Raw genomic sequence first — 6,520 nt, forward strand, 5'->3', positions numbered from 1 at the left:
CCTTATACACGTCCTCGCACCAAAGAAGGATTTTTCCGCAAACAGGACTATGTATACGATGAACATTTTGATTGTTACCTTTGTCCTTCGGGAGAGCTATTAAAGTACTCAACAACCAATAAAGAGGGCTATCGCGAGTATAAATCACCCAAACACACTTGTRCGACATGCTCATTTTTATCYCAGTGTACAGAAAGCAAAGACTATCAAAAAGTGGTGACACGGCATATTTGGCAAACACATGTGGAAGAAGCAGATCATCTGCGTCATCATCAAGATGTAAAAACTATATATGCGAAACGTAAAGAAACGATTGAGCGTGTATTCGCAGATGCAAAAGAAAAGCATGGTATGTGTTGGACAACTTTAAGGGGACTTAAAAAATTGTCGATGCAGGCGATGCTTACTTTCGCTGCCATTAATGTAAAGAAGATGGCCAATTGGACATGGGGAGGTCCAAAAATGGCCTAACATAGTGGGCTCGTAGAGCCCCAATCTCTTAACTTCAGGCAAAAATTCAAAGGGAATCTCAAAAAGGGGTTCGGAATTTTTTAATTCCGAACCCCTTTTGTCTACAAACTGAGAAGTTCACGACAGTGAACTTCCCAGACTGTAGACAAACTCGAAGAAAAGCGAGTTTGCCTGCAGTATTTTTTTAAAAAACGTCTCAGTTGTTTTCAGCCGGAGCAAATATTCGGCCGTACACCGTACTTTTTCGTCCTACATCGCACTTTATTCGACCGTCCCGCATTATTCGGACTCCGTAGCATTCTTTTTGCGGTCCACATATTGAAATCGGCTTCTTCCCGCCGGTTCCTTGCCAAGCTCCTCACCGCAAGCATCTAGCGGTGAGGAGGCTCCAGACTTTTGGCAGGAGTGTCGCACAATTCCTCAATTTGGTTTCATCACAAATAAAAGTCTTATATTAAAATCAAGAAAGGGAATCGGGATGAGAGCATTCCGAACCCCATTTTAATCGACAAACTTAAAGAAGTTCACGTCTTCATAAACCCCACGATTTCAATAAAAGGTGAATGGCCTTTTCCAATTCATCTTCAGGAATCCCCGCGAAGCCCAAAATGATTTTTGGAGGATTTTCGTCAATTTTTTCGATTGAATATGTGGAAAGTCCATATATTTTAATATGGTCTTTGTTTGCCTTTTGAATAAGTGTCTGTTCGTCCATGCCGTTCTTAACGATGAGAACGATATGTAATCCTGAGCGTTCACCAATGATGTTTATTTGCTCATGGGGTTTAAACAGATCGATCACTTTATCCAACTTGCGCCTGTAAACTTTCCTCATCCGATTTAAATGCTTTTCGAAATCCCCTTCCTTCATGAACTGTGTCAACACATGTTGATCAATCCGTGAAACGCTTGAATGGTAAAAGGATAATTCCTGTTGATGCATTTGTAACAATGGGGCGGGAAGAACCATATAACTGATCCGAATTGATGGCATCAAAGATTTGGAGAATGATCCTAAGTAAATCACCTTTTCACCAGCATCCATACTTTGTAAGGAAGGAATTGTTTTTCCACTATAACGAAATTCACTATCATAATCGTCTTCGATAATATAGCGGTTTGCTGCACCTTGAGCCCAGTTCAACAATCGAGTCCGTCTGTTAACAGATAGGATTGTCCCATAAGGGAAGTGATGTGATGGAGTGACATACACTACGTCGATCTTTGAATTCTCAATTGGGTTGACCTTTACGCCTTCTTCATCAATTTGCAGTGGATGGACTTCATTTGGGTAGCTGCGTAATATCCGGTGAATCAAGTGATACCCTGGATCTTCAACACCATAAATGGTATTTTTATCGAAAAGAAGGACAAGCTGCTGCAATAAAATTTCCATTCCTGCACCAATGATGATCTGTTCGGGAACGCATTGAACTCCGCGTGCATGATACAAATAATGGGCAATTTCACATCGTAATTCATATTCTCCTTGAGAATCCCCCAGTAAAAGAAGTTCTTGATGTGCTTCATCAATTTTATTTTTCGTGTATTTTCTCCATTTTTCAAAAGGGAAGTTTTCCGTATCAATTTGGCTGGGATGAAAATGATACAACACTTCCCCTTCTTTATCATTAATTTTTTCCAAGGAAACTTGGTTGGTTTGTGTATACTCTAGATCCTCAAATGTTTGAATATAGTAACCTTTTCTTGGTATGACTTCAACGTATCCTTCAGCAGTTAATTGTTCATATGCAGTCTCGACAGTGTTTTGACTAATCTGAAGGAACTCTGCCAATTTACGTTTGGAGGGCAGTTTTGTGCCGTAAAGTAGACGGCCATCAATGATTTCTTTTTTAATATGTGAATATAATTGTTCGTACAAAGGAACTTCACTAAATCGATTTAAATCACAAGTTAGCATATTCATTTTGTTTCCACCTTTTTCGATAAAATTAACTGAACCCATTAAATTTATTAAAACTGACACTTTCAATGCGGTCAACATTTTTTTATACTAAGCCTAACAAATCTAAAAAATGCAAATATTAGGGGGAAGAGAAATGGAAAAATTATTAGGAACTGACACAGTAAAAAGAGGAATGGCACAAATGCAAAAAGGTGGCGTAATTATGGACGTCATTAATGCAGAACAAGCAAAAATCGCTGAAGCATCAGGTGCTGTTGCAGTCATGGCATTGGAAAGGGTTCCTTCAGATATTCGTGCTGCTGGTGGAGTAGCAAGAATGGCGGATCCGCGAATCGTTGAGGAAGTAATGAATGCTGTATCTATCCCGGTCATGGCTAAAGCAAGGATTGGCCATATTGTTGAATCAAGGATTCTGGAATCCATGGGAGTGGACTATATCGATGAAAGTGAAGTGCTGACACCTGCCGATGAAGAATATCATATTTTAAAAAGTGATTTCACAGTTCCTTTCGTTTGTGGTTGCCGTGATTTAGGCGAAGCTTCACGCCGTATTGGCGAAGGAGCATCGATGCTTCGTACAAAAGGAGAACCAGGTACGGGTAATATTGTGGAAGCTGTGCGTCATATGAGAAAGGTACAGTCCCAAATTCGTAAAGTGAGCATCATGAGTGATGATGAATTAATGACTGAAGCAAAAAATATCGGTGCCCCTTTCGAAATTTTAAGAGAAATCAAACGGACAGGAAAATTGCCTGTAGTTAACTTTGCAGCTGGCGGAATTGCCACTCCAGCAGATGCAGCGCTTATGATGGAATTGGGAGCAGATGGCGTATTCGTGGGATCTGGTATTTTTAAATCAGAGAATCCAGAAAAATTCGCATCGGCAATCGTTCAAGCTACTACATATTTCACCGATTATGAGTTGATTGGCCGGTTGTCCAAAGAGTTGGGCAGTGCAATGAAAGGAATTGATATTTCTAAACTAGCTCCAGCAGAACGGATGCAGGAACGTGGATGGTAATATGATAACTATCGGTGTTTTGGGATTACAGGGTGCAGTCGAGGAACACTTGAACCAAATCAAAGCTGCCGGCCAACAAGCAATAATAGTAAAAAAACCCGAACAGTTGCATGAAATCGATGGCTTAATCATTCCAGGCGGAGAAAGCACTACGATGAGAAAGCTAATGGATCGATACGGATTTATGGAACCGATCAAAACTTTCTTCGAACATAAAAAACCTATTTTCGGTACATGTGCGGGGATGGTATTGGCGGCCAATGAATTGAATGGTGATGAGAAGGCCTATCTTGAACTAATGGACATTTCCGTGAAAAGAAACGGGTTTGGCCGCCAAAGGGATAGTTTCGAGGCCGAACTATCAATCAAAGGACTGGAAGAACCTTTTAAGGCAGTTTTCATCCGGGCGCCATTCGCGGATGGTATTGGAGAAGATGTGGAGATATTGGCTGTTTATGAAGAGAATGTTGTGGCTGCGAGACAAGAACATGTCCTTGTCAGTGCTTTTCATCCAGAATTAACAGGGGATGATCGTTTCATGCAGCTTTTCATAGAAATGGTGAAGACATCCATATTTAAAGAAGAATTGAAAACCTGTTAACCAAAGTAAAAGCTGTCCTATCATTAGGACAGCTTTTACTTTTATGTGCTATTGACTGAAAGTGATTAAAATAATATATTGCTTGAATTTACTATTCTATAGTTCTACAATAAAAAAGTAAGTATTTACTTACATTTTTATTTTAGCTTGAAAGGGGAATGTATATGACAGCAAGAGTTGCAGTTATTACAGGAGGAGCAAGCGGAATTGGCCGAGCAGCATGCTTGAAATTCGCAGAAAAAGGGGACAAGGTCGTTGTTGCGGATTTTAATGATGAAATGGGACAGGAAACCGTTGAACGGATTAAAGCGGATGGCGGAGAGGCCATTTATGTAAAAACGGATGTTTCTAAGCTTGAAGAGGTTGAAGCGTTAATCAATAAAGCGGTGGAAGCATACGGAAGGATCGATATCATGTTTAATAATGCCGGCATCGGGGGCGGTGGGATGATCCTCGATCAAGATATGGAAGGGTACTTCAAAACGATTGGTGTGAACCAGCATGGAGTGGCCTTTGGAATCATGGCAGCGGGACGAAAAATGAAGGAACTAGGTAACAATGGTGTCATTATAAATACAGCCTCTGTGTTTGGCTACTTAGCTTCCCACGGGACTTTCGCCTATCAAGCGTCTAAAGGCGCCGTAAGGATGATGACACAGACAGCTGCTTTGGAATTGGGTGCTTACGGAATACGCGTAGTGGGCATTGCACCAGGGGGTGTTGACACTCCAATCATACAAGGCTATAAGGATATGGGAATCATCGATAAATTGCATGCAAGTCAAATGCGCGGTAAATTAATCAAGCCAGAAGCAATCGCAAATGCTGTCTATCTATTATCTTTGGAAGAAGCGGATGCAATCAATGGAAGTGTAGTCATGGTTGATGATGGCTATGCATCTTTTAAATGATTTTCTGAAAAAGAAAACATCGTCGCATTCAGACGATGTTTTCTATATATGATATTTGGGAATATTGATTTCTATAGATCAAAGGTAATATTGACCGATTAGCACCATCGAGATATCATGGGAAATAGATTGGTGAAACCGGTCTTATCTTTATAAAAGAAGGTTGATATTTTTGAAAAAAGGGCAGCAAACCAAAGAACGAATCATAAATGTAGCCCGGACGCTTTTTGCCACCAAAGGTTTTGACATGACAAGAACGAATGAAATTGCCTCTGCATGCAATGTTTCCGAAGCTACTATTTATAAATACTTTGAAAGCAAAAAAGATTTGCTTCTGGCTACAATTACTCCTAATGAAAAAGAGGAGTCTGAAGACGGGACTAGCCATCTATCTACTGATGATCTTGTGGAGAATCACGTTTGCACCATGATAAACAAAATTCTGGAAAATAAAGAACAATTTTCGATATTATTTCGGGAAACGCAATTCGATCAAGATATTTCAAAGCAATATGTGGATCAGATTTTCAAGCCGAATGCCAAACATGTAGAAATACAAAAAAGAATAGATAGCGGAGAGATACATTATATTTCTGATATTATTCTATTTAATGTAGGGATCATTTCCTTCACATTGGCGTTATCCACTCATTATGAGATTCATCAACAGAAAAAGGAACCATATTTTACTGCTGAGCGAATTAAGAGCATTGCTCAACTTTTGGTTTATGGTATTCATGGGAAAAACAATCATACATAATAAAACGGTCATATTTAAAGGCATGAGCATCAAGCCGTAAATATGACCGTTTTATTTTTGAATGGGAAGCGATCATTCTTATTGACGAAGTCAATTCGTGAATTAAATAAACAGGTGTGTAAGATTTGACTTATATTTTTCAGACTATTACGATAAATATATGCGGCACGATATGACATTATGAGGATTTTATCTGGAAATCATGTAACATGGAGGGGATTTATAATGGGTGAAATCGTAATTTTATCAGGAAGTCCAGCTGTTCCATCAAGAACGGACATATCACTAAAACATATTCAATCTTTAGTTGAAAAAGAAGGATTTACCACAACTTATTACTCAATTACAGAATTCTCAGCAGATGATTTATTCCAGGGGAAATATAATAGTGAAGAAATTTTAAAGCTTTCAGAAAAAATTCAAGAAGCTAGAGGAATTATTATTGGTTCACCTGTATATAAGGCCTCTTACACAGGCGTATTGAAAGCCTTGATTGATATGCTGCCAGAAGGAGCTTTTAAGGGAAAGCCAGTGCTGCCAATTATGATTGGCGGAAGTAACAGGCATTTATTGGCGATAGACTACGCGCTTAAACCATTAATTTCAATATTGAAAGGCGAGCCGTTGCAGGGCATATATTTTGTGGATAAGGAAATAGATAAACAGAATTCAGAAAACCCGATTAATGATTTGAATTTAGTGGATCGGGTTCAGAGTCAGGTTCAGGAATTTGTAGAAGCGATTCAATTAAGGAATTAATGGCTGCAAGCTATCGACTTCAACAAAAGGACTGGTATTCGAATAATTTTTTTTTGAATAATGCCAGACG

General features: G+C 39.2%; 7 protein-coding genes. 6 read left to right on the top strand and 1 reads right to left on the bottom strand.

What is annotated here, in order from left to right; all coding sequences use genetic code 11:
- A partial coding sequence (locus tag AC1DVK_RS26140; protein WP_477627748.1) for a transposase occupies nt 1-471 on the top strand: 471 nt, incomplete at its 5' end.
- 532 nt (nt 472-1,003) lie between these two features.
- Here AC1DVK_RS26140 and pdxR read toward each other — a convergent pair.
- Nucleotides 1,004-2,398: a MocR-like pyridoxine biosynthesis transcription factor PdxR gene (gene pdxR, locus AC1DVK_RS26145; RefSeq protein ID WP_089364658.1), complete on the bottom strand. Its 1,395-nt coding sequence runs from the start codon at nt 2,396-2,398 to the stop codon at nt 1,004-1,006.
- 133 nt (nt 2,399-2,531) lie between these two features.
- On the opposite strand from pdxR, the gene pdxS reads away from it, so the two are divergent.
- The 5 genes from pdxS (at nt 2,532) to ssuE (ending at nt 6,450) form a co-directional block, all read left to right on the top strand.
- The gene (gene pdxS / locus AC1DVK_RS26150) at nt 2,532-3,419 is read left to right on the top strand and encodes a pyridoxal 5'-phosphate synthase lyase subunit PdxS (protein WP_089364659.1); all 888 of its coding nucleotides are present in this window, start codon (nt 2,532-2,534) and stop codon (nt 3,417-3,419) included.
- Nucleotide 3,420: 1 nt separating this feature from the next.
- A complete protein-coding gene (gene pdxT, locus AC1DVK_RS26155) occupies nt 3,421-4,020 on the top strand; it encodes a pyridoxal 5'-phosphate synthase glutaminase subunit PdxT (protein WP_089364660.1) in 600 nt (199 codons plus the stop codon).
- Nucleotides 4,021-4,184: 164 nt separating this feature from the next.
- Complete coding sequence (locus AC1DVK_RS26160; protein WP_089364661.1) at nt 4,185-4,931, top strand: SDR family NAD(P)-dependent oxidoreductase; 747 nt, start codon at nt 4,185-4,187, stop codon at nt 4,929-4,931.
- Between the two features lie 172 nt (nt 4,932-5,103).
- A complete protein-coding gene (locus AC1DVK_RS26165; protein ID WP_089364662.1) occupies nt 5,104-5,691 on the top strand; it encodes a TetR/AcrR family transcriptional regulator in 588 nt (195 codons plus the stop codon).
- Between the two features lie 225 nt (nt 5,692-5,916).
- On the top strand, nt 5,917-6,450 hold the full coding sequence (gene ssuE, locus AC1DVK_RS26170; RefSeq protein ID WP_089364663.1) for an NADPH-dependent FMN reductase: 534 nt from the start codon (nt 5,917-5,919) through the stop codon (nt 6,448-6,450).
- Nucleotides 6,451-6,520 lie beyond the last annotated feature (70 nt).

It is taken from the genome of Peribacillus sp. P4_B1, assembly GCF_056402395.1.

What these genes read in the sequence shown, in the direction of transcription:
- pdxR (WP_089364658.1), bottom strand. Translation starts at nt 2,398, where the DNA reads ATGAATATGCTAACTTGTGATTTAAATCGATTTAGTGAAGTTCCTTTG.
- pdxS (WP_089364659.1), top strand. Translation starts at nt 2,532, where the DNA reads ATGGAAAAATTATTAGGAACTGACACAGTAAAAAGAGGAATGGCACAA.
- pdxT (WP_089364660.1), top strand. Translation starts at nt 3,421, where the DNA reads ATGATAACTATCGGTGTTTTGGGATTACAGGGTGCAGTCGAGGAACAC.
- AC1DVK_RS26160 (WP_089364661.1), top strand. Translation starts at nt 4,185, where the DNA reads ATGACAGCAAGAGTTGCAGTTATTACAGGAGGAGCAAGCGGAATTGGC.
- ssuE (WP_089364663.1), top strand. Translation starts at nt 5,917, where the DNA reads ATGGGTGAAATCGTAATTTTATCAGGAAGTCCAGCTGTTCCATCAAGA.